Source organism: Pseudomonas protegens CHA0 (assembly GCF_000397205.1).
Classification (GTDB): Bacteria; Pseudomonadota; Gammaproteobacteria; order Pseudomonadales; family Pseudomonadaceae; genus Aquipseudomonas; species Aquipseudomonas protegens.
The window spans coordinates 4,679,704-4,704,268 of record NC_021237.1 but is presented as its reverse complement, the minus strand read 5'-3'; the positions used below and the strand labels follow the sequence as shown (position 1 = coordinate 4,704,268).

The 24,565-nt window shown below is 66.3% G+C and carries 8 protein-coding genes; 4 read left to right on the top strand and 4 right to left on the bottom strand.

Annotated features, from left to right (window positions below; genetic code table 11):
* Positions 1-28: 28 nt before the first annotated feature.
* The 3 genes from PFLCHA0_RS20805 to PFLCHA0_RS20795 form a co-directional block, all read right to left on the bottom strand.
* Positions 29-1,855, bottom strand: a complete 1,827-nt coding sequence (locus PFLCHA0_RS20805; protein ID WP_011062382.1) for a glycoside hydrolase family 15 protein — start codon at positions 1,853-1,855, stop codon at positions 29-31.
* Positions 1,848-2,648 carry a glucose 1-dehydrogenase gene (locus PFLCHA0_RS20800; RefSeq protein ID WP_011062381.1) on the bottom strand — a complete coding sequence of 267 codons (801 nt, stop codon included), beginning with the start codon at positions 2,646-2,648 and terminating at the stop codon, positions 1,848-1,850. The genes PFLCHA0_RS20805 and PFLCHA0_RS20800 overlap by 8 nt, the downstream gene beginning before the upstream one ends.
* 112 nt (positions 2,649-2,760) lie before the next feature.
* Positions 2,761-3,348, bottom strand: a complete 588-nt coding sequence (locus PFLCHA0_RS20795) for a TetR/AcrR family transcriptional regulator (RefSeq protein ID WP_011062380.1) — start codon at positions 3,346-3,348, stop codon at positions 2,761-2,763.
* Between the two features lie 135 nt (positions 3,349-3,483).
* Between PFLCHA0_RS20795 and PFLCHA0_RS20790 the strand changes: the two genes are divergently transcribed.
* Positions 3,484-4,656 (top strand): MFS transporter, encoded by a 1,173-nt coding sequence (locus PFLCHA0_RS20790; protein WP_011062379.1) that lies wholly within the window; start codon positions 3,484-3,486, stop codon positions 4,654-4,656.
* Positions 4,657-4,726: 70 nt separating this feature from the next.
* A complete protein-coding gene (locus PFLCHA0_RS20785; protein ID WP_015636428.1) occupies positions 4,727-5,467 on the top strand; it encodes a thioesterase II family protein in 741 nt (246 codons plus the stop codon).
* Positions 5,468-5,648: 181 nt separating this feature from the next.
* Here PFLCHA0_RS20785 and PFLCHA0_RS20780 read toward each other — a convergent pair whose 3' ends face one another.
* Positions 5,649-6,617 carry a siderophore-interacting protein gene (locus PFLCHA0_RS20780; protein WP_015636427.1) on the bottom strand — a complete coding sequence of 323 codons (969 nt, stop codon included), beginning with the start codon at positions 6,615-6,617 and terminating at the stop codon, positions 5,649-5,651.
* A 212-nt stretch (positions 6,618-6,829) separates the two neighbouring features.
* Here PFLCHA0_RS20780 and PFLCHA0_RS20775 point away from each other — a divergent pair, with 212 nt between their 5' ends.
* Complete coding sequence (locus tag PFLCHA0_RS20775; RefSeq protein ID WP_015636426.1) at positions 6,830-17,977, top strand: non-ribosomal peptide synthetase; 11,148 nt, start codon at positions 6,830-6,832, stop codon at positions 17,975-17,977.
* Positions 17,977-24,558, top strand: a complete 6,582-nt coding sequence (locus PFLCHA0_RS20770; protein ID WP_015636425.1) for a non-ribosomal peptide synthetase — start codon at positions 17,977-17,979, stop codon at positions 24,556-24,558. The genes PFLCHA0_RS20775 and PFLCHA0_RS20770 overlap by 1 nt, the downstream gene beginning before the upstream one ends.
* The last annotated feature ends 7 nt before the right edge of the window (positions 24,559-24,565 follow it).

The following is a 24,565-nucleotide window of genomic DNA, read 5'->3' as shown; positions in this document are numbered from 1 at the left end:
CGCCCCGGTCTCAGCACCGGGGCCGGGCTCAAGGTTGCCAGACGCTCTTGTCGCCACTCAAGCGCCGGTCGAGAAAACTTGCCGCGCTGATCAGCGCCAGGTGCGTCAGGGCCTGGGGCGTGTTGCCCAGGTGACGGCCGTGGCTGTCGAACTCCTCGGCGTACAGGCCCAGGGGGTTGGCATAGCGCAGCAGTTGCTCGAACTCCAGGTGCGCCTGCTCCAGGCGCCCGGCGCGGGCCAGGCATTCGACGTACCAGAACGAGCAGGCGGCGAAGGCGCCTTCGGTGCCGGCCAGGCCGTCGATCTGGCTGTCGTCATTGCGGTAGCGGTAGACCATGCCGTCACGCACCAGGCTCTTTTCGATGGCATCCAGGGTCGCCAGCCAGCGCGGGTCCTTGGCGCTGACAAAGCGCACCAGGGGCATCAGCAGCATCGAACCGTCCAGGGCGGTACTGCCGATGTGCTGGACGAAATGCCCGTGCTTCTGGTTCCAGAACCGGCTCCAGATATCGTCGTAGATGGCTTGCCGGGTCTGGTCCCAGCGGGCGAAGGGGGCCGGCAGCGAACGCTTGGAGGCCAGGCGGATGGCGCGGTCCACCGCCACCCAGCACATCAGCCGCGAGTGCAGGAAGTGGTGCTGCTCGCCGCGCATCTCCCAGATGCCCACATCCTTGCTCTGCCAGCTGTCACAGACCTGGTCCACCACCTGTACCGTGTGTTTCCAGCCTTCGTGGGAGATGGCCTCGCCGTACTTGTTCACCAGGTACACCGCATCCAGCAGCTCGCCGAAGATATCCAGCTGCACCTGGTCGTAGGCCTGGTTGCCGATGCGCACCGGTTGCGCGCCGCCGTGCCCGGAGAGGTGCCCAAGCTCGGTCTCCGGCAACTCCTGGCGGCCGTCGATGCCGTACAGGATATTGAGCTTCATCGGTTGCCCATGGCAGTCGCTGACCCGGCCCCGCAGCCAGCCCATGTAGGCGTTGGCCTCCTCGACGAAACCCAGGCGCATGAAGGCGTAGACGGTGAACGAGGCGTCGCGTACCCAGGTGTAGCGGTAGTCCCAGTTGCGTTCGCCGCCGGGGCTTTCCGGCAGGCCGAAGGTGGCCGCCGCGAGGATCGCGCCATGGCGCCTGGAGGTCAGCAGTTTCAGCGCCAGGGCCGAACGGTTGACCATCTCGCGCCAGCGGCCGCGGTAGTTGGACTGGCCGATCCAGTCGCGCCAGAACTTCAGGGTGCGCGTAAGGTGCAGCTCGCTATCGCCGTGCCGCACCCGCAGATCGTCGACGCCACCGAGGATGAATTCGGCGCCCTGGCCCTGTTGCAGCACGAACTCGGCCCGGGCCGAGTCCCGTTCAAGGTAAAGCGGCTGGTCGCCCAGCAGGCGCAGCCCGGGCTGCCCGGGGGCTTCGAAGCACACCGAGTCGCCTTCCTGTCGTGCCCCGGTGGCGGCCCGGCCATAGTCCAGGCGCGGCGCGCAGTGCAGGCGCAGGGTGGCCTGGCCGCTGACCACCCGTACCCGGCGGATCAGCAGCGGCAGCTGCTCGGGGTCGTCGTCGATGGTCAGCAGGTCGGTGACTTCCACCACCGCCTCGGTTCCCAGCCAGCGGGTCTGCAGGACGTTGCTGTCGGGCAGGTAGATCTGCTGGCGCCGGGCGTCGGCCAGCACCGGTGCCAGTTCGAAGATCCCGGCGGCGGGGGAGTCCAGCAGCGAGCAGAAGATGCTCGGGCTGTCGAACTCCGGCCAGCAGAAGAAGTCGATGCTGCCCTGGTCGTCGACCAGGGCGGCGCTGCGCATGTCGCCGATGATGCCGTGGGCGTCGATGGGGCGTTGTGCCGTGGGATGCTGGTCAGCCATTGCCGCGAAACTCCGGATAGAGGCTCATGCCGCCGTCGATGAACAGGGTGCTGCCGACCACATAGTCGGAGGCGTCCGAGGCCAGCCATAGCGCGGCATTGGCCACATCCTCGGGGTCGCCGACCCGGCCGTAGGGAATCAGCTTGAGCAGTTCCTGCTCTGCCGCGCCCTCGGTGGCGGTGCGGTTGATGGCGGTGCGGATCGCCCCCGGGGCGATGCCGTTGATGCGGATCCGCTGCTGGCTGACTTCCTGGGCCAGGGTGCGCATCAGCATGTCCACGCCGCCCTTGGAAGCCGCGTAATTCACGTGCCCGGCCCAGGGAATCAACTGGTGCACCGAACTCATGTGGATGATCTTGCCCGCCGCCTTGGACACCCCGGCGCGCACCCCCTGGCGCTGGAAGATGTTCAGCGCCGCGCGAGCACAGAGGAACTGCCCGGTGAGATTGACGCCGATCACCCGGTTCCAGTCGTCCAGGCTCAGGCTGGCGGCCGGCCCATCCTTTTGCAGGCCGGAATTGGCCACCAGGATGTCGAGAAAACCAAAGGCCTCGATGGCCTGGGCGAACAGCGCCTCGACCTGGGCCTCATCGGCCACATCGGCGCCAATGGCAATGGCCCGGCCGCCTTCGGCATTGATCCGCGCGGCCAACTGCTCGGCCGGCGCGGCCTGGGAGTTGTAGTTGAGCACCACGCTGGCACCGGCCGCCGCCAGGGCGATTGCGGTGGCGGCGCCAATGCCGGAGCTGGCGCCAGTGACCAGGGCTACCTGCTGGTCGAGGGATATCTGCATGCACTGCACTCCTGTCGCCGCTGTCGAAGGCCGGGGCTGATGCGCCCATGCGACACGCAACGCATCAGTGGCCCCTGTTGTGCTGACCCCGGACGCGGTTCAGGAGTTCAGTTCAGCGCGGTGGTTGCAGCCCGCGCAGTAGCAGCTCAAGCGCTTGCAGGGCTTGTTGCAGGCGTTGCCCGGGCTGCTCGGCGGCGGCGATCCACAGCGCCGCGTCCACCAGGCTGCCGTTGATCAGGCGCGCCAGGGCCTGGCTCGGCGCGGGCGTGATCAGCCCGGCTTCGACCAGCGCTTGCAGGCGGCGGCTGAGGGAGTCGATGCAGTGTTCCTCGGCTGGCTGCCGTTGCCCCAGTACGGCCCGGGCATCCTGCAGGACGATGCGGCGGATTTCGGCTTCCTGGGCCATTTCCAGGTAGGCCCGGCAGCGCTGGGCAAAGCCTTGCCAGGGATCACTGGCCGCTGCGGAAATGGCCTCCAGGCGCTCATCCATTTCACTGTCGATCTGCTCCACCACCGCCGCCAGCAACCCCTGCTTGTCACCGAAGTGGTGATACAGCGCGCCCCGGGTCAGCCCGGCTTCGGCGGTCAGGTCGTCCATCGAGGTCTTGGCGTAGCCCAGGCGGGCAAAGGCCTGGCGCGCGCTGGCAATCAGCCTGGCGCGGGTTTGCTCGATCATCGCGGCGCGTGGGCGGCTGCTCATGGACACAGTTCTCCAACAAATGGCGGGTTGACATACGAGGCGTATGTTTACATGATTTTTAACATACGAGGCGTATGTGTTTCTACTGTGCCTGCCCTTTGTGGCAAGTTGCAGCCCCCCAAGGAGTCGTTATAAATGGCAAACCCCTACCGCGAACTGTTCAAGGCCCCCGGCAGCCGGGCCTTTGTGCTGGCCGGGATGATCGCGCGCATGCCGATCTCCATGACCGGCATCGGCCTGATCACCATGCTGGCTCAACTGCACGGCGGGTACGCCCTGGCCGGCTCGGTGGCGGCGACGTTCGCCCTGGCCACGGCGTTCTGCGCGCCCCAGGTATCGCGCCTGGTGGACCGTTACGGCCAGAGCCGGATATTGCCCCTGGCCGCCGGCCTGGGGGGTGGGGCGCTGCTGGCCCTGCTGCTGTGCACCCGCTTGCAGGCCCCGCACTGGACCCTGTTCCTCTGCGCCGCCCTGGCCGGCTGCATGCCCAGCATGTCGGCCATGGTCCGTGCCCGCTGGACCGAGCTGTACCGCGGCCAGCCGCAGCTGCAGACCGCCTATGCCCTGGAGTCGGTGCTCGATGAGGTCTGCTTCATTGTCGGCCCGCCCTTGTCGGTGGGCCTCAGCGTCGGCCTGTTTCCCGAAGCCGGGCCCCTGGCGGCGCTGCTGATGCTGGTGCTGGGGGTCAGTGTGTTCGTCATGCAGAAGAGCACCGAGCCGCCGGTCCATCCCCATGAGGAAGGGCACGCTGGCTCGATCATTCGCTCGGTGGAAATCCGCCTGCTGCTGTTGCTGATGACCGCCATGGGCACCATCGTCGGGGTGGTGGACGTGGTCAGCGTGGCCTTCGCCCAGCAACAGGGGCAGCCGGCGGCGGCGAGCATCGTGCTCTCGGTGTACGCGATCGGCTCATGCCTGGCGGGCATCGCCTTTGGCGCCCTGAAACTGGCCACGCCCTTGCCCCGGCTGTTCATGTACGGCGGCATCGCCACGGCGCTGACCACCTTGCCGCTGCTGCTGGCGAGCAACATCCTCGGCCTGTCCCTGGCGGTGTTCGTTGCCGGGCTGTTTTTCTCGCCGACCCTGATCGTCGCGATGGCCCTGGTGGAACGCAGCGTGCCGCCGGCCAAGCTCACCGAGGGCCTGACCTGGCTGGTCACCGGCCTGAGCATCGGCGTGGCCCTGGGGGCCGCGGGGTCCGGAGCACTGGTGGACCAGTTCGGCGCCCGCAGCGGCTTCTGGCTGGCCCTGGCGGGCGGCGCGGTGGTACTGGGGGCGGCGTTGCAGAGCTATCGGCGCATGCGCTGAGGTGATCGGTGGACTAATTTGTTCCCCTCGTGCTGCGTTTCTTTAGCGTCCATCCGTCGAGGGAATAACCGTGACTCAGTTGAACCTGCTGTGCCTGCCGTATTCCGGCGCCAGCGCCATGGTCTACAGCCGCTGGCGCCGCAAGCTGCCGCAGTGGCTGCACCTGCAACCGCTGGAGCTGCCCGGGCGTGGCGCCCGTTATGCCGAGCCGCTGCACACCGACATGCGCGAGCTGGCGCGGCAGCTTGCCCTGGAAATCCGGGGCACGCTGCGCACCCCTTACGCCCTGTTCGGCCACAGCCTGGGCGCCTTGCTGGCCTGCGAACTGGCCCATGCCCTGCGCGCCCTGGGGTGCCCGGAGCCGGTGGCGCTGTTTGCCTCGGGCACTGCTGCGCCGACCCTGCGCACCGAATACGACCGGGGGTTTGCCGAGCCCAAGACCGATGAGCAACTGATCGAACAGTTGCGCACCCTCAACGGCACCAGTGAAGAAGTGCTGGCCAACCAGGAACTGATGAGCCTGACCTTGCCGATCCTGCGGGCCGACTTTCTCTTGTGCGGGCGCTTTCGCCCGGTGCAACGGCCACTGCTCAATTGCCCGGTGCATGTGCTGGGCGGCAAGACGGATCGCGCCACCACCGAGCAACTGATCGGCTGGAGCAAGGAAACCCACGGCAGTTTTTCGGTGGACATGCTGGCGGGCGGGCACTTCTTCATCCACGAGCACGAGGCCAAGGTGCTGAGCCTGCTCAAGGGCCATCTGGAGGTGCATCGCCGCCGCCACCTGCAACCGGTAGCCGCGGTTTCCTAGCGGCTACACACTTGCTTGCTGTAGCCACTGGCGCAGGCTGCGCACGGCGCGCAGGGGCGCAAAAATCCCGAGCTCGCCAGGGGTTCGGCTGGCGATCGCCAAGCAAGGCCCGGCGGGCCTTTGTGCAGCTTCGCGGGCTCGGCAGCGGCTACAGGGAAGAGGGTGGGGCGGTTGGTGGGGCTCAACCCAGGGAGCTGCCCAGGCGCCAGTAGCCCATCAGGGTCAGGTTGCGACGCTCCTGGCCGCGCTCGTTGATCAGGTGGCGGCGAATGTTCATCACCGTGGCCGACTCGCCGGCCACCCAGGCGTAGAAATCGTTGTCCGCCGGTTGGGCGGTTTCCCAGAGGCGCTGTTCGTCGTTGCGTTCGGAAACCTTGATCGGCCGGCGCTGGCTGTTGGCCGGCGGCAGTTCGGCCAGCTCCCGGGCGGCATGGATCAGGGTTTCGCCATGGCGTGCGCCCAGCAGGTCCCGGGGCAACCAGTTGATCCGCGCCAGCGGGTGGCAGCGCAGGTCGATGCAATCGCTTTCATAGGGCACTTCGATAAACGCCTGCACATCCGGATGGTCCGGATAACCCTGCAGTTCTTCCAGAATGCCGGCAATCGCCGGCAGCGCGGTTTCATCGCCCATCAACAGCACCTTGCGGATCCCTGCCGGCGGCAGCCATTCATAACCACCGGGGTCGCCGCTGTAGGCCTTGTTCGGCACCACCATCTGCAGGCGGTCGCCGGGCCGGGCATGGGTGGCCCAGGCGGAGGCCGGGCCGTTGACCCCGTGCAGGACGAAATCCACATCCATTTGCGCAGGCTGCAGGCGCAGGGCGCGAATGGTGTAGGTGCGCATTGGCGGTTGCTGCTCGGCCGGCAGCTTGCGCCGGGCTGCCTGCCAGTCGCCTTCCACCGGCAGTTGCGAGGGCGTGCCATCGGCCCCGGGAAACAGCAGCTTGATGCGCTGGTCCGGTGCCAGGGTGCGCGCCTGGGCGATGTCCTCGCCGGTGAACACCAGGCGGGCCATGGACGGGCTGAGGTGGATGCGCTGCTTGAGCTCGACGTTGATTACCCGGTAGCCCTTTGGCCTGGACCGGTCGATGCCGGTCAGTTTGCGCAAGCCTTGGGTGAGGAGGCCGGTCAGCGATTGAGCGGAAGACATGGGCGGGTACCTGCTGCAAGGGGAGGATAAGGAAGGAACGAAGGATGAGCGGGGTGATTTACTGCCGGCGGCGCCTGCCCAATCACCCTGAGGGGCCCGCAAGCGGGTTGTTCTGGCGCTGTGCGGGGTTAATTTTCCCCGGCCTTCATCCGTTCCGTAGGGATGACCGAGCCAATGCTCGATACCCAACAAGTAAGTACGGATGACTCCCGATGAATGCAGAAGACTCCTTGAAGCTCGCCCGCAGATTCATTGAACTGCCGCTGGAAAAGCGCCGGCTGTTCTTGAAGGCTCTGGACAAGGAAGGCGTCGACTTCTCTCTGCTGCCGATTCCGGCCGGGGTTGCGGTGCCTGATCGCCAGGCCCTGTCCTATGCGCAGCAGCGCATGTGGTTTCTCTGGCAACTGGATCCGCAGAGCGCGGCCTACAACCTGCCCAACGCGGTCCGCCTGAGCGGGCCGCTGGACCGGGCAGTGCTGGCGCAGGCCTTCGACTGGCTGCTGGAGCGGCATGAGAGCCTGCGCACGGTCTTTGCCCTGGAGGACGATGAGCCTCGGCAGGTGATCCAGGAGGCGCGGGTCGACATCGATTATCGGGAGCTCTGCGACCTCGACCCGGCGCAGCGCGAAACCAGGGTGCAACAGCTGGCCGACGCCGAAGCGCGCCGGCCCTTCGATCTGCAACAGGGGCCTTTGCTGCGGGTCTGCGTACTGGGCCTGGGCGAGCAGGAGCACGTGATGCTGCTGACCCTGCACCATATCGTCGCGGATGGCTGGTCGATGGGGGTCTTGATCGAAGAATTCCTGCACGCCTACGACAGCCTGCTCCAGGGTGAGGTGCCGAACGTCCCGGCGCTGCCGATCCAGTACCGCGACTACGCCCTGTGGCAGCGCAGCTGGCTGGAGGCAGGGGAGCAGGAGCGGCAACTGGACTACTGGCAGGCCAAGCTGGGTGACGAGCATCCGCCGCTGAAACTGCCCACCGACCATCCGCGGCCGGCCCATTCCAGCCGCCAGGGGCGCCGCCTGGATTTTGCCCTGGAACAACCCCTGGCCCAGCAACTGGGCGCCCTGGCGCGCCAGCAGGGGGTGACCCTGTTTGCCGTGCTGTTGGCCGGCTTCAAGCTGCTGCTATCGCGCTACAGCGGCCAGCAGGACATCCGGGTCGGCGTGCCCATCGCCAACCGCACGCGCCAGGAAGCCGAGGGGCTGATCGGTTTCTTCGTCAACACCCAGGTACTGCGTACCGAACTGAGCCCGCAATTGACAGTGCAGCAACTGCTGGCCGATATCCGCGAGACTACCCTGGGCGCCCAGGCCCATCAGGACCTGCCCTTCGAGCGCCTGGTGGAAGCCCTGCACCTGGAGCGCAGCCTGAGCCACAGCCCGCTGTTCCAGGTGCTGTACAACCACCAGCCCCAGGTCACCGAACTGACCACCTTGCACAGCCGCTCCGGGCTGCAAGTGCAGGCCTTGCCGCGCAACGAGCGCACGGTGCAGTTCGACTTGACCCTGGACACTTTCGAACGCGGTGGCCAGTTGCAGGCCGCCTTCACCTACGACTGCCAGTTGTTCGAAGCGCAGACCATCGAGCGCATGGCCGGCCACTGGCAGAACCTGTTGTGGGCGATGGTGCGCGAGCCGCAGTCGGCGCTTGCCGAACTGCCGCTGCTCAGTGCCCAGCAGCACCGGGGCTTCCTGGCCCAGGGGGCTGGCGCAGAAGAGGTGTTCAGCGCCGAATCGGTGCTCGAACTCTTTGCCCGCCAGGTCGCCGCGCAGCCCGAAGCACCGGCCCTGGTATTCGCCGGGCAGTGCCTGAGCTACCGCGAGCTGGACCTGCGTGCCAGCCGTCTGGCCGCAGCGCTGGTGGCGCGTGGCGTGGGGCCGGAAGTGCCGGTGGGTATCGCTGTGGAGCGTTCCCTGGAGATGGTGCTGGGCCTGTTGGCGGTGCTCAAGGCCGGCGGTGCCTATGTGCCCCTGGACCCGCAATACCCCGAACAGCGCTTGAGCTACATGCTTGAAGACAGCGGCGTACGCCTGCTGCTGAGCGAGACGGCGGTGCAGCCGCGGCTGCCGGTGGCGGCCTGGGTCGAGGTGCTGTTGCTGGATCAGGCACAGGCCTGGGCGCCGGACAGCGATCCGCTGGCAGCCTTGCCCGGGATGGCTGCCGGGAACCTGGCCTATTCGATCTACACCTCCGGCTCCACCGGTGCCGCCAAAGGCGTGAGCATCACCCACGGAGCCCTGGCCAACTATGTGCAGGCGATCATCCAGCGCCTGCCGCTGGGGGCTGCGCGCACTATGGCCGTGGTCTCGACCATCGCCGCGGATCTTGGCCACACCACGCTGTTCGGCGCCCTGTGCTCCGGCAGTTGCCTGCACGTGATCGACCTGGATACCGGGTTGGACGCCGACGCCTTCGGCGCCTACCTGCACACCCACCAGATTGATGTATTGAAGATCGTCCCGTCGCATTTGCAGGCGCTGATGAGTGGCGAAGAACCGGCCCGTTCCCTGCCGCGCCAGTGCCTGGTGCTGGGCGGCGAGGCCTGCCCGGCGGCTCTGGTCCGCAGGATCGCGACCCTGGCACCGGAGTGCGCGGTGTTCAACCACTACGGCCCCACGGAAACCACGGTCGGCGCCCTGACCATGGCCGCCGCCACGCTGGCGGACGAGCGGGCGGTGGTGCCCCTGGGCCTGCCGCTGGCCAACGTCCGTGCGCGGGTGCTGGATGCATCCTTGCAACCGGTGGCGCCCGGCACTCCGGCCGAGCTGTACCTGGGTGGCGCCGGCCTGGCGCGGGGTTACCACCAGCGCGCGGCCTTGACCGCCGAGCGCTTTGTGCCGGACCCCTTCAGCGGCGACGGGCAGCGCCTGTACCGCACCGGTGACCTGGCGCGCTATCTGGACGGCGGGGTTATCGACTACCTGGGCCGCATCGACCATCAGGTGAAGATCCGCGGTTACCGCATCGAGCTGGGGGAAATCACCGCGGCCCTCAAGCAGTTGCCCCAGGTCGAAGACGCCGTGGCACAGGTGGTCAGTGTGGCGGGCGAGTCGCAAGTGGCGGCCTATGTGGTACTGGCCAAGGCTCAGGAACCGGAGGCGGCGTGGCAGGAGATCCGCCGGCAACTGGCGGTGGCCTTGCCCGACTACATGCTGCCCATGCATTTCCTGGCGTTGGCCGGCATGCCCTTGACCCCCAACGGCAAGCTCGACCTGCGGGCCCTGCCGCCATTGCAGCAGCAGGCCCCGGTTGAAGCCTTTGTGGCCCCGGTCAGCGAGCTGCAGCAGGGCATCGCGGCGATCTGGCAGGCGGTGCTCAAGGTCGAGCGGGTGGGCCTGGGCGACAACTTTTTCGCCCTGGGTGGCCATTCATTGCTGGCAACCCAGATCATGTCCCGGGTGCGTCGCCTGCTGGGGGCGGACGTGCCGCTGCGGGTGCTGTTCGAAACCTCGCGCCTGGACGAATTCGTCGAACAGGTACAGGCCTGCGCGGGCGCCGCGGCACTGCCGCAGATCGAGGTGCTGGAGCGTGATGGGCCCTTGCCGGCCTCCCATGCCCAGCAGCGGCAATGGCTGTTCTGGCAGATGCATCCGCAGAGCACCGCCTACCACACGCCGATCGTGGTCCGTTTGCAGGGGGAACTGGACCAGGCTGCCTTGCAGCAGACCTTCGATGCCCTGGCCCAGCGCCATGAAGCGTTCCGCACCACCTTCACCCAGCATCAGGAACGCCTGTGCCAGGTGGTGCATGCACAGGGCGCGATCAGCGTGGCCTGGGAGCGATTGACGCCGGGCCTGCCCCGCGAAGCCGTCCAGGCCCGTGCCCTGGAGGAGACCCAGCAACTGTTCGATCTGGAGCGCGGGCCCCTGTGCCGGGCCCGGGTGCTGCAGATCGCCGAGCGCGATTACCTGCTGGTGGTGACCTTGCACCACATCATTTCCGATGGCGCCTCCATGAGTGTGCTGGCCCGGGAATTCGTCGCGCTGTACCGCGGCTTGATCCAGGGGCAGGCACCGCAGTTCGAGCCGTTGAGCGTGCAGTACGCCGACTACGCCAACTGGCATCGCAGCTGGCTGGAGCAGGGCGAGCAACAGCGCCAGCTGGATTACTGGCGCCAGCAACTGGGGCTGGAGCATCCGGTTCTGGAGCTGCCTCTGGATCATCCACGCCAGGCGTTGGTCTCCCACCGCCAGGAACGCCTGGGCCTGCGCCTGCCGGCGGACCTGGAGCAAGGGCTGCGGCGAGTGGCGCGGGAACATGACATGACCCTGTTCCAGCTGTTCCTGGGGTCGTTCGCGTTGCTGCTGCACCGTTACTCCGATCAACCGGATATCCGCATCGGGGTGCCGGTGAGTAATCGCCGCCACCAGGAAATGGAAGGGGTGATGGGCTTCTTCGTCAACACCCTGGTGATGCGCGTCGAGCTGGCGCCGAGCCTGCCGGTGGGGCAGTTGCTGCGTCAGGTCAAGGCCACGGCCCTGGCCGCCCAGGCCCATCAGGACCTGCCGTTCGATCGTCTGGTGGATGCCCTCAAGCCCCAGCGTGCGCTGGACCAGAACCCGTTGTTCCAGGTGATGTACAACCACCTGAGCATTGCCGGGGAAAGCACCGACGGCACCAGCCTGCCGGGCCTGCAAGCCGAGGAAATGGTCCTGCAGGGCGGTACCGCGCAATTTGACCTGACCCTGGAAACCCTGGAGACCGACGCCGGGATCAACGCTTCGTTCATCTATGCCGGCGAATTGTTCGAGGTCTCCACCGTCCAGAGCCTTGCCGATCACTGGCGCAATCTGCTGCAAGGCATGCTTGAACCGCAGCAAGCCCTGGGCGAGCTGCCGATGCTGGGCCAGGACGAGCAGCGCCGCATTCGCCAGGAGTGGGACCACACCGATGTGGTCTACCCGACCCATCGTTTTGTCCACCAGCTGTTTGCCGATCAGGCGGCCAAGGCGCCGGATGCACCAGCGGTGTTCTTCGCCGAGCAGCGCCTGAGCTATCGCGAGCTGGATACTCAAGCCAACCAGCTGGCGCACAAGTTGATCGAACTGGGCGTTGGCCCGGAAGTGCGGGTGGCCATCGCCATGCCGCGTTGCGCGGAAATCATGGTGGCCTTCCTGGCCGTGCTCAAGGCTGGTGGGGTTTATGTGCCGCTGGATATCGAGTACCCCCAGGACCGCCTGCGCTACATGATGCAGGACAGCGGCGCGTGGCTGCTGCTGACCCAGAGCCACTTGCTGGATCGCTTGCCGATCCCCGATGGCCTGCCGACCTTGTCGGTGGAACGGGCCGCAGATTTTGCCGGCTACCCGGCCAGTGCCCCGCAGGTGGATCTGGCCGAGGAAAACCTCGCCTATGTGATCTACACCTCCGGCTCCACCGGGCTGCCCAAAGGCGTGGCGGTGTCCCACGGCCCGCTGGCCATGCACAGCCTGGCCACCGGCGAGCGCTATGAAATGAGCCCGGCGGATTGCGAGTTGCACTTCATGTCCTTCGCCTTCGACGGCTCCCACGAAGGCTGGATGCACCCGCTGATCTACGGCGCCAGCGTGCTGATCCGTGATGACAGCCTGTGGTCGCCGGAATTCACCTACGAACAGATGCACCGCTATGGCGTCACCGTGGGCGTGTTCCCGCCGGTGTACCTGCAGCAACTGGCAGTACACGCCGAGCGCGACGGCAATCCGCCGGCGGTGCGGGTCTACTGCTTTGGTGGCGATGCAGTGCCCCAGGCCAGTTACGACTTGGCGTGGCGAGTGCTGCGTCCGAAGTACATCTTCAACGGTTACGGCCCGACTGAAACCGTGGTTACGCCATTGATCTGGAAGGCCAAGGCGGGCGATCCGTGCGACGCGGCCTACGCGCCCATCGGCAATATCGTTGGCAACCGCAGCGCCTACGTGGCCGATGCCAACCTCAACCTGTTGCCGGTTGGCGTGGCCGGCGAGCTGTACCTGGGCGGCCTGGGCGTGGCCCGGGGTTACCTGGATCGACCTGGGCTGACAGCGGAACGCTTTATTCCCGACCCCTACAGCACCACCGGCGCCCGGCTGTACCGCAGCGGCGACCTGACCCGCTACCGCACCGACGGCCTGGTGGAATATGTGGGCCGTGTCGACCATCAGGTGAAGGTGCGGGGCTTCCGTATCGAGCTGGGCGAGATCGAAGCGCGCTTGCTGGAGCAGGACCCGGTACTGGAAGTGGCGGTGATCGCCCAGCCAGGGCCGAGCGGCCAGCAACTGGTGGGCTACATCGTGCCGGTGGACGCCGAGGTGGCGTCGAGCAACGAGCGCCAGGCGCAGTTGCGCGAGAGCATCAAGGCGCGCCTGCGGGAAAGCCTGCCGGACTACATGGTGCCGACCTACCTGCTGTTCCTCGAAGCGCTGCCGCTGACGCCGAACGGCAAGCTGGATCGCAAGTCGCTGCCAAAAGTCGATGCGCAGCTGATGCAGCAGACCTACGTGGCGCCGCAAAACGACCTGGAGCAACAGATCGCGGCGATCTGGGCCGATGTGCTGAAGCTTGAGCAGGTGGGCGTCACCGACAACTTCTTCGAACTGGGTGGCGACTCGATCATCTCGATCCAGGTGGTCAGCCGTGCCCGGCAGGCCGGTATCCGCTTCACCCCCAAGGACCTGTTCCAGCACCAGACGGTGCAGGGGCTGGCCACGGTGGCGGAGCAGGGCGAGGGCGGTTTGCAGATCGACCAGGGCCCGGTGCGTGGGCAGATGCCGCTGCTGCCGATCCAGCAGTGGTTCTTCGACACCCCGGTACCGGAACGGCATCACTGGAACCAGTCGGTGCTGCTCAAGCCGCTGAAGGCTCTGAGTGCCGAGGCACTCCAGCAGGGCTTGCAAGCCTTGCTCGAACACCACGACGGCCTGCGCCTGAAGTTTGTCGAAGAAGGCGCAGCCTGGGTCGCGACTTATGCCCCGCTGGGGCAGGTGACTGCGGCACCGTTGGCGGCGATGCAGGCCGATGCGCTGCTGTGGCTGGCGGACGACGCCACTGAAGATTCGTTGCAGGCCCTGTGCGATACCGCGCAACGCAGCCTCGATCTGCAACAGGGGCCTTTGTTGCGTGCCGTGCTCTTCACGTTGCGTGATGGCACCCAGCGCCTGCTGCTGGCCATCCATCACCTGGTGGTGGACGGGGTGTCCTGGCGGGTGCTGCTGGAGGACCTGCATCAGGCCCTGGTACAGCAGGCCGCCGGGCAAACCATCAAGCTGCCGGCCAAGACCAGCTCTTCCCAGGCCTGGGCCGGCCAGTTGCAAGCCTATGCCCGCAGCGCGGCGCTGCAGCAAGAGCTGGGTTACTGGCAGGCGCAGTTGCAGGACGTGGATTCGGGCCTGCCCTGCGACCGGGCAACGGATCAGGTGGTGATCAAGGATGCCAGGAGTGTCAGCACCGAGCTGGACCCAAGCTATACCCAGCGCCTGTTGCAGGATGCGCCGGCGGCCTATCGCACCCAGATCAACGATCTGCTGCTCACCGCCCTGGCCCGGGTCATTACCCGCTGGACCGGCGACAGCAGCGCCCTGGTGCAACTGGAAGGCCACGGCCGCGAAGAGCTGTTCGACAGCATCGACCTGAGCCGCACCGTGGGCTGGTTCACCAGCGTGTTCCCGGTGAAGCTGACGCCGCAGCCGGCCCTGGCCGACTCGATCAAGCTCATCAAGGAACAGCTGCGGGCCGTGCCCAACAAGGGCATCGGCTTTGGTGCCCTGCGCTACCTGGGGGACGAAGCGGCGCAACAGACCCTCGCGGCATTGGCGGTGCCACGCATCACCTTCAACTACCTGGGCCAGTTCGATGGCAGCTTCGATGAGCCGGATGCCTGGTTTGCCCCCAGCGCCGAAGCCAAGGGTGCCGATCAAGGCGCCCAGGCTCCGCTGGGCAACTGGCTGAGCATCAATGGCCAGGTCTATGGCGGCCAATTGAAGCTGGGCTGGACCTTCAGCCAGGCGATGTTCGATACCGCCACCATCGAGCACCTGGCGGATGACTACGCCCGGGAACTCAAGGCGCTGATCGAGCATTGCAGCCAGCCCGAGCACCGTGGGGTAACCCCGTCGGACTTCCCGCTGGCGGGCCTGAACCAACAGCAACTGGACCAGTTGCCACTGGCCCTGGCCGAGGTCGAGGACCTCTATCCGCTGTCGCCGATGCAACAGGGCATGCTGTTCCACACCCTCTACGAGCAGGGCGCGGGCGACTACATCAACCAACTGCGGGTGGATGTGGACGGGCTCGAACCCGAGCGCTTCCGCCAGGCCTGGCAGGCGGCCATCGACAACCATGACATCCTGCGCAGCGGCTTCCTCTGGCAGGGCGAGCTGCCGGCGCCGATCCAGGTGGTGCACAAGCGTATCCGCCTGGACTTTGTCGAGCATGACTGGCGGGCGAACGAGGCCGTGCCGGCCGCCCTGGATGGCTTGGCCGAAGAAGAGCGCCTGCGTGGTTTCGACCTGCTGGCCGCGCCCCTGCTGCGCCTGACCCTGGTGCGCACTGGCGAGCAGCGTTACCACCTGATCTACACCAACCACCACATCCTGATGGACGGCTGGAGCAACTCACGGCTGCTCGGGGAAGTGCTGCAACGCTATGCGGGGCAGTTCGCGAGCCATGCGCCCGGGCGCTACCGCGACTACATCGCCTGGCTGCAACGCCAGGACGCCCAGCTCAGCGAGACCTTCTGGAAGCAGCAACTGGCGGTCCTGGATGAGCCAACCCGTCTGGCCCAGGCCATCAGCCGCGGTGGCCAGACCCTGGCCGGCAAGGGCTACGCCGCCCATCAACAGCACCTGGACCTGCAACAGACGCAACGCTTGAGCGAGTTCGCCCGCCAGCAGAAGGTCACGGTCAACACCCTGGTGCAAGCCGCGTGGCTGTTGCTGCTGCAACGCTACACCGGGCAGGACAGCGTGGTGTTCGGTGCCACCGTGTCCGGGCGCCCGGCGGAGCTCAAGGGCGTGGAGCAACAGATCGGCCTGTTCATCAACACGCTGCCGGTCGTGGCTGCGCCGCGCCCGGACATGCCGGTCAGTGACTGGCTGCAACTGGTGCAGGAACGCAACCTGGCCCTGCGCGATTTCGAACACACGCCGCTGTACGACGTGCAGCGCTGGGCGGGTCTGGGGGGCGAGGCGCTGTTCGACAACATCCTGGTGTTCGAGAACTACCCGGTGTCCGAGGCCCTGGCCCAAGGTGCACCGGCGCAGTTGAGCTTCGGCATGGCGGCCAACCATGAGCAGACCAACTACCCGCTGACCCTGTCGGTGTACCTGGGGCAGACCCTGGCGTTCGACTACAGCTATGCCCTGGAGCATTTCGCCGAGGCGAACATCCGGCAACTGGCGGGCTACCTGGAGCAGGTGCTCATGGCGCTGGTGGAGCAGCCGCAGGCGAGCATCGGTGAGTTGGCGCTGACTGGCGCTACCGAGCGCCGCTTGATCGAGGAGCAACGCAGCCGTACTCCGGCGCGAGACCTGTCGCCGCTCTGCGTCCAGCAGTTGATCGAGGCCCAGGCCGCACGCACTGCGGATGCCGTGGCGCTGCTGTGCGCCGGCCAGCAACTGAGCTATGGCCAGTTCAACCAGCGGGCCAACCAGTTGGCCCATAAGCTGATCGAGCAGGGCGTGGGTCCGGATGTCCGGGTCGGCATCGCAGTGGAGCGCGGGCTGGACATGCTTGTCGGCCTGCTGGCGGTGCTCAAGGCCGGTGGCGCCTATGTGCCGCTGGACCCCGAATACCCCCAGGAGCGCCTGCACTACATGATGCAGGACAGCGGCATCCAGCTGCTGCTGACCCAGTCGCCGCTGCTGGAACGCCTGCGCGACGGGGTGGAGGTACCCCACCTGTGCCTGGATCAGCAGGGCCTGGACGGCTACTCCCTGAACAATCCAGCGCCGCGGGCCCAGGCCGACAACCTGGCCTATGTGATGTACACCTCCGGTTCCACCGGCCGGCCCAAGGGTGTGGATATCAGCCACCGCGCCTTGACCCAGCACGCCCAGGTTTCCCGGGACTACTTCAACATGAGCGCGGCAGACCGTGGCCTGCAGTTCTCCACCTTCAACTTCGACGCCTTTGTCGAACAGCTGTACCCGGCGCTGATCTGTGGCGCCTCGGTGGTGATTCGCGGCAAGGCACTGTGGGACAGCGAAACCTTCTACCGCGAGCTGATCGAGCAGGGCATCAGCATCGTCGATCTGAGCACCGCCTACTGGTTCATGCTGGGCAAGGACTTCGCCAGCCGCGAACCCCGCGACTTTGGCCGCCTGCGCCAGCTCAACCTGGGGGGCGAAGCCATGCCGGCAGAAGGCGTGGCGGCGTGGAAAAAGGCTGGCCTGAAACACGCTTGCCTGCTCAACACCTACGGCCCGACCGAGGCCACGGTGAGCGTTACCGCCCATGACTGCAGTCGTTACCTGGAGGACGGGCAAGCCTTGCCGAGCCAGATGCCGCTGGGCAAGGGCTTGCCGGGCCGCTCCATCTACTTGCTGGACAACAGCGGCAACCTGACCCTCAGCGGCGCCACAGGCGAGCTGATGATCGGGGGCGAGCTGCTGGCCCGGGGTTACCACGACCGCCCAGGCCTGACTGCCGAGCGTTTCATTCCCGATCCGTTCAGCAGCGATGGCGGTCGCCTGTACCGCTCAGGCGATCTGGCCCGCTATGACGCCGAGGGCGTGATCGAGTACGCCGGGCGCATCGACCACCAGGTGAAGATCCGCGGTTTCCGCATCGAAATGGGCGAGATCGAAGCGCGGCTGCTGGAGCTGCCACTGGTGCGCGAAGCCGTGGTGCTGGCCCAGGAGGCGGCCGGTGGTCCACAGCTGGTGGCCTACGTAGTGGCGGCCGCGGGCGTGGCGGTAGAGAGCCCGGAACAGCAGGCACAGGTGCGCGAGCAACTCAAAGCGGCCCTCAAGGAGGTACTGCCGGACTACATGCTGCCGGCGCACCTGCTGTTCCTTGAGGCCCTGCCGCTGAGCCCCAACGGCAAGCTGGACCGCAAGGCCCTGCCCAAGGCCGACGCCAGCCTGTTGCAGCAGGCCTACATCGCCCCACAGAGCGAACTGGAACAGCAGGTCGCGGCGATCTGGGCCCAGGTGCTGGAGGTCGAGCAAGTGGGCATGAACGATAACTTCTTTGAACTAGGTGGGCATTCCTTGTTGGTAACCGCGATGGTCTCTCGAGTCCAGCTCAAGCTTGGGCGCCAGGTCAGTGTGCAGATGGCGTTTGAATTTCCCACCCTGGGGCTGTTCGTCAGCCAGTTGCAACAGGCGCCCGGCCAGGTGCAAGGCGCCGACCTGAGTGCGCTGGAACTGTTGCTCGACGAAATGGAGGCTGTGTAATGGACAACACCACCGCGCTGAAAATTGTCAAAGGCTTCATCCTTCTGCCCCTGGAGAAGCGCAAGGTCTACCTGCAGAAGATGCTCGAACAGGGCATCTCCCCGGCCAACCTGCCGATTCCCGAGGTGCGCCTGAGCCAGGAGCGCCTGCCGCTGTCCTATGCCCAGCAACGCCAGTGGTTTCTCTGGCAACTGGCGCCCGAGAGCACGGCCTATCACATTCCCAAGGCCCTGCGCCTGCGCGGGAAACTGAATGTCGAGGCCTTGCAGCGCAGCTTCGACAGCCTGATCGCCCGGCATGAAAGCCTGCGCACGCATTTCGTCGAGGAGGCCGACACGGCGCTGCAGGTGGTCGCCCCCGAGGCGCGCCTGGAACTGGTGCGCCAGGCACTACCGGCGCAGGCGAGCCAGCAGCAGATCAATGCGGCCGTGCAGGACTTCGTCCAGGCCCAGACCCGGAAGCTGTTCGATCTGCTGGCCGGGCCGTTGCTCAGGGTCGGCCTGTTGCAGGTGGCCGAGAATGACCATGTGCTGGTCCTGACCCAGCACCACATCGTCTCCGATGGCTGGTCGATGCAGGTCATGGTGGATGAACTGATCGCGCTCTACATCGGTTACTGCCAAGGGCAGACGGCGCCGTTGCCGGCGCTGCCGATCCAGTATGCCGATTACGCCCTCTGGCAGCGCCACTGGATGGAGGCCGGTGAAAAGGACCGGCAACTGGCCTACTGGACGGCGCAACTGGGCGGCGAGCAACCCTTGCTCGAACTGCCTCTGGATCGCCCGCGCCCCGCGGTGCAGAGCCATCGGGGCGGGCGCCTGGAGCTGACCCTGGAGCAGCCCTTGAGTGAAGCCCTGGGCAGCCTGGCCCAGCGGGAAGGGGTGACCCTGTTCATGCTGTTGCTGGCCTCGTTCCAGACCCTGCTGCACCGCTACAGCGGCCAGGCCGATATCCGCGTCGGTGTGCCCATTGCCAACCGCAACCGGGTCGAGACCGAGCGCCTGATCGGCTTCTTCGTCAACACCCAGGTGCTCAAGGCCGAGATCGACGGGCAGATGTCCTTCAGCCAGTTGCTGCAGCAGGTACGCCAGACCGCCCTGGCGGCGCAGGCGCACCAGGACCTGCCGTTCGAGCAGTTGGTAGAGGCCTTGCAGCCGGAGCGCAGCCTGAGCCACAACCCGCTGTTCCAGGTGATGTTCAATCACCAGGTGGAAGCGGTGGGCGCAGCCGGGCCTCTGAACCTGCCGGGCCTGAGCATCGAGGCCCTGGACGCCCAGGGGCAGTCGGCGCAGTTCGACCTGACCCTGGACACCGTGGAAACCCAGGGCCGGATCGCCGCGTCTCTGGTCTATGCCACCGATGTGTTCGACGCCGCCACCATCGAGCGCCTGGCCGCCCATTGGCGCCAGTTGCTGCAAAGCGTGGCCAGCCAGCCACAGCAGCGCATCGGCCTGTTGCCATTGCTGGGGGCCGACGAGCAGGCGCAGATCCTCGACCAGTGGAACCGGCTGCAGCAGGCATTCCCTTCCCGGGCCTGCGTCCATCAGCTCATCGAGGCTCAGGCCGCCAGGGCGCCCCAGGCCATTGCCCTGACCTTCGCCGGGCAGAGCCTGGACTACCAGCAGCTCAACGAGCGGGCCAACCGTCTGGCGCACAAGCTCATCGAGCAGGGCGTGGGGCCCAATGTACTGGTGGGGCTGGCGGTGGAGCGCAGCCTGGAGATGGTCATCGGCCTGCTGGCAATTCTCAAGGCCGGCGGTGCCTATGTGCCGCTGGACCCGGCCTATCCCCAGGACCGCCTGCAGCACATGATGCAGGACAGCGCCATCGCGTTGCTGCTGACCCAGGAGCATCTGCTGCAGGGCTTGCCGGCGTTTGCCGGCAGTACCTGGTTGCTGGAGCAGCCCCTGGACGGCTACCGGGTCGACAACCCCGAGGTCGGGGTGACGCCCGAAAACCTGGCCTACGTGATCTACACCTCCGGTTCCACCGGCAAGCCCAAGGGCACCTTGCAGCCACACCACAACGTCCTGCGCCTGTTCGCGGCCACCGAGCAGTGGTTCCAGTTCGGCGCCGAGGATGTCTGGAGCCTGTTCCACTCCTATGCGTTCGACTTCTCGGTGTGGGAGATCTTCGGTGCCCTGCTGTATGGCGGGCGGCTGCTGATCGTCCCCCAGGAGGTGGCGCGCTCGGCCCAGGACTTCTACCCGCTGCTCTGCAGCGAGGGCGTGACGGTGCTCAACCAGACGCCGTCGGCGTTCCGCCAGTTGATGCACGTGGCCTGCAGCGCCGAGCCTGCGCACCGGTTGCGCTACATCGTGTTCGGTGGCGAGGCCCTGGAGGTCAATACCCTGCAACCCTGGTTCCAGCGTTTCGGCGATCAGCGCCCGCAGTTGGTGAACATGTACGGCATCACCGAAACCACGGTGCACGTGACCTACCGTCCCTTGTCCGTGGCGGACCTGAGCCTGGCGGGGGCCAGCCCGATTGGCGAGCTGATCCCCGACATGTCCTGGTATTTGCTGGACAGCAACCTGCAACCGGTGCCCAAGGGCTGCATCGGTGAACTCTATGTCGGGCGTGCCGGGCTGGCCTGGGGCTACCTGAACCGCGGCGACTTGAGTGCGGCGCGGTTTGTCCCGGACCCGTTTGGCGAGGCTGGTGGGCGGCTCTACCGTACCGGCGATCTGGCGCGTTATCAGGCCGACGGTTCGATCGGCTACATCGGCCGTATCGACCACCAGGTGAAGATCCGCGGTTTCCGCATCGAGCTGGGGGAGATCGAAGCGCGGCTGCTGGAGTTGCCTGCGGTGCGCGAGGCGGTGGTGCTGGCCCCGGAAGGTCCCGACGGCCCGCAACTGGTGGCCTACGTGGTGCCCGCCGGCCTGGACTGGAACGGCCAGGACCCGCTTGCCGAGCAACTGCCCCTGCGCGACGCCATCAAGGCCGGGCTGCGCGAGCACCTGCCGGGCTACATGGTTCCGGCCCATGTGCTGTTCCTCCAGGCGCTGCCCCTGACCGCCAATGGCAAGCTCAATCGCGCTGCCTTGCCGGCCATCGACGGCAGCCTGTTGCAGCAGGCCCACGTGGCCCCGCGCAGCGAGCGCGAACAGCAAGTGGCCGGGATCTGGGCCCAGGTGCTGAAACTGGAAAAGGTCGGCTTGACCGATAACTTCTTCGAGCTCGGCGGCCATTCGCTGCTGGCTACCCAGGTGATGTCGCGCATCCGCCAGGAGCTGGGCATCGAGGCCCCCCTCAAGCTGTTGTTCGAAGGCGAGTCGCTGGAAGATTTCGTCCGCCTGCTGGGCCCGGAAACTGCCCAGCCACTCCAGCCGATTCCCCTGGTGGACCGGCAGCAGCCGCTGGCGGTGTCCTATGCCCAGGAACGCCAGTGGTTCCTCTGGCAGCTGGACCCCGACAGCAGCGCCTATTACATCCCCATGGCCCTGCGCCTGCGCGGCTCGCTGGATAGCCGGGCCCTGCAAAGCAGTTTCGATGCCTTGATCGCCCGCCATGAAAGCTTGCGCACGCACTTTGTCGAGAGCGCCCGGGGCCTGATCCAGGTGATCGCGGCCCAGGCCCGCTTGCCCATCAGCCAGCAAGACTTGTCCCTGCTGGTGGAGGCCGGCAACACCGATGACTTGATCAAGCAGGTTATCGACACCCAGGTACGTCAGCCGTTCGACCTGCGCCAGGGGCCGTTGCTGCGGGCCACCCTGGTGCGCCTGGCGGAGGACGAGCATGTGCTGGTGCTGGTCCAGCACCACATCGTTTCCGATGGCTGGTCGATGCAGTTGATGGTGGAGGAACTGATCCGGCTCTATGGCGCCCAAAGCCAGGGGCAGCAGGCCGAGTTGCCGGCGCTGGCGGTGCAGTACGCGGACTACGCGGCCTGGCAACGCCAGTGGATGGAAGCCGGTGAGCGCGAGCGGCAACTGGATTACTGGTTGCAGCAACTGGAAGGCGGCGTTCAGGTTCTGGATTTGCCCCTGGACCATCCGCGGCCGTTGCAGCAAAGCCACAAGGGCGCGCGCCATGGCATCAGCCTGGATGGCGCCTTGCCGGGGGCCCTGAAACAGCTGGCCCAGCGCGAAGGGGTCACGCTGTTCATGCTGTTGCTGGCCTCGTTCCAGGTCTTGCTGCACCGCTACAGCGGCCAGGCGGACATCCGCGTCGGGGTGCCCACCGCCAACCGCAACCGGGTGGAAACCGAGCGCCTGATCGGCTTCTTCGTCAACACCCAGGTGTTCAAGGCCGAGGTCGACGGGCAACTGGGCTTCAATGATTTCCTGCAGCAGGTCAAAAGAGCCGCGCTGCAGGCCCAGGAACATCAGGACCTGCCCTTCGAACAACTGGTGGAAGCCCTCAAGCCGGAGCGCAGCCTGAGCTACAGCCCGCTGTTCCAGGTGATGTTCAACCACCAGGCGGCCGCCCGCCAGGACGCTGCAACCCTGGAGGTTCCAGGGTTGCAGGTGCAGATGCTCAGTGGCGAGGACAGCACGACCCAGTTCGATCTGAGCCTGGATACCTTCGAGTCCGGGGATCGCCTCTGGGCCTCCCTGACCTATGCCTGCGACCTGTTCGAGGCTTCCACCATCGAGCGTCTGGCCCAGTCCTGGGTGCAGTTGCTGCAGGGCATCGTCCAGCAGCCACGCCAGCGCCTGGGGGACCTGCCGCTGCTGGGCGCTGCCGAGCAGCACCAGTTGCTGCACGAGTGGACCCCGGCCACCGGTGAGTTCCCCAGCGATGGTTGCGTGCAGCAGTTGGTGGAAGCACAAGCACTGAAAAGCCCGGAGTCCGAGGCCCTGTTGTTCGCTGGCCAGTGCCTGAGCTACCGGGAACTCAATGCCCGGGCCAACCGCCTGGCGCACAAGCTGATCGAGCTGGGCGTGGGGCCTGAAGTGCGGGTGGGCGTGGCCTTGCAGCGCACCCCGGAAATGGTCGTGGCGCTGCTGGCGGTGCTCAAGGCCGGTGGCGCCTATGTGCCACTGGACCCGGATTATCCCCAGGACCGTCTGGCCCACATGCTGCGTGACAGTCAGGCACAGATCCTGTTGACCGAAAGCGCCTTGCTGTCGCTGCTGCCGTCCGTGGAGTCCTTGCAGACCCTGCAACTGGATGCCCAGCCGGGTTGGCTGGACGCGTATTCGCCGGAAAATCCGCCGCAGCGAGCTACTGCGGACAATCTGGCTTATGTGATCTACACCTCCGGTTCCACCGGCCTGCCCAAGGGCGTGGCGATTGCCCATCGCAACGTGCTGGCACTGATCGACTGGTCGAACCGGGTGTACAGCGCCGATGACCTGCAAGGGGTGCTGGCTTCCACCTCGATCTGCTTCGACCTGTCGGTGTGGGAGCTGTTTGTCACCCTGTCCAGCGGCGGTTCCATCGTCCTGGCCCGCAACGCCCTGGAACTGCCGGAGCTGGCGGACCGCGACCGGGTGCGCTTGATCAATACCGTGCCTTCGGCGATTGCCGCGCTGCACCGCAGCGGGCAGATTCCGCCCAGCGTGCGGATCATCAACCTGGCGGGTGAGCCGCTGAAACAGGCGCTGGTGGATAGCCTCTACCAGCAGCCCGGGCTGGTGCATGTCTACGACCTGTACGGCCCTTCGGAAGACACCACCTACTCGACCTACACCCGGCGCGAGGCCGGCGGCCAGGCCAATATCGGCCGGGCCATCAGCAACACCCAGAGCTACATCCTCAGCCCGGACCTGCAACCGGTGCCGGTGGGCAGTGCCGGCGAGCTGTACCTGGCCGGTGCCGGGGTGACTCGCGGCTATCTGGCGCGCCCAGGGCTGACTGCCGAGAAATTCGTGCCCAACCCGTTCTCCAGTGATGGGGGCCGGGTCTACCGCACCGGCGACCTGACCCGTTATCGCGCCGATGGGGTGATCGAGTACATCGGCCGCATCGACCATCAGGTGAAGATCCGCGGTTTCCGTATCGAGCTGGGTGAAATCGAAGCGCGGCTGGTGCAGCAGGCGGCGGTGCGTGAAGCCTTTGTCCTGGCCCATGACAGCGAAAACGGCCAGCAACTGGTGGCCTATATCGTGCCGAGCGAGGCCACCCCGACCGTCGAGGCCCAGGCCGCCCTGCGCGACAGCCTCAAGACGGCACTCAAGGAACACGTGCCGGACTACATGGTGCCGGCCTACCTGCTGTTCCTCGAAGCGTTGCCGCTGACCCCCAACGGCAAGCTCGATCGCAAGGCCCTGCCCAAGGTCGACGCCCAGCAGATGCAGCAAGTCTATGTGGCGCCGCAGAGCGAACTGGAGCAGCAGATCGCGGCGATCTGGGCCGATGTGCTGAAGCTGGATCGGGTGGGCATGAGCGACAACTTCTTCGAGCTGGGCGGCCACTCCCTGTTGGTGGCTCAGGTGGTGACTCGGGTCAAGCAGCAGTTTGGCGTGGATATGCCCATCAAGTCGCTGTTCGGCGCGGAGAGCCTCGCGGCCTTTGTCGAGAAGGTTCAGGCCCTGCGGCAGACAACTTCTTCACTGCAGGATGAATTGGCTAAATCTTTGGAGGCCCTCAAACGTTTATCTCCCGATGATCTTGAAAAAATAATTTCTTAGGCGAGGT